General features: G+C 39.0%; 1 pseudogene. It reads right to left on the reverse strand.

Annotation, left to right across the window (positions count from 1 at the left end):
• Nucleotides 1–54: 54 nt before the first annotated feature.
• Nucleotides 55–420: pseudogene (locus RV17_RS13045) on the reverse strand (IS6-like element IS1216 family transposase); the annotation flags it as partial.

Genomic DNA, 420 nt, shown 5'->3' on the forward strand with positions numbered 1-420 from the left:
GGTTCTGTTGCAAAGTTTTAAATAAAGAATAAAATCCCTTACGGTATCTATGATTTAAGCTGGGATTCCCAATAATACCTTGATTTCAGTACAGACCGAAAACCCGAAGAGAGTGCCTTCTTTTCGGGTTTTCTTATATAATCCTCGGATGGCTTCCATGCCTTTAATCGTGGTAGAGGCAGTGCGTAAACTTCGATAGAATTTATTGCGTCTCTTTACTGGACGATGGTCTTGTTCAATCAAATTATTCAGGTATTTAATGGTACGATGTTCTGTCCCTTGATAAAAGCCGTATTCTTTTAGTTTCTTAAAGGCACTTGTAATAGAGGGGGCTTTATCTGTGACTACAACCTTCGGTTCATCAAACTGCTTCACTAACCGCTTAAGAAAAGCATAGGCTGCTTGTGTGTCCCGTTTTTT

Origin of the sequence: Enterococcus thailandicus, from assembly GCF_001886265.1 — a bacterium.
GTDB classification, from domain to species: domain Bacteria; phylum Bacillota; class Bacilli; order Lactobacillales; family Enterococcaceae; genus Enterococcus_B; species Enterococcus_B thailandicus.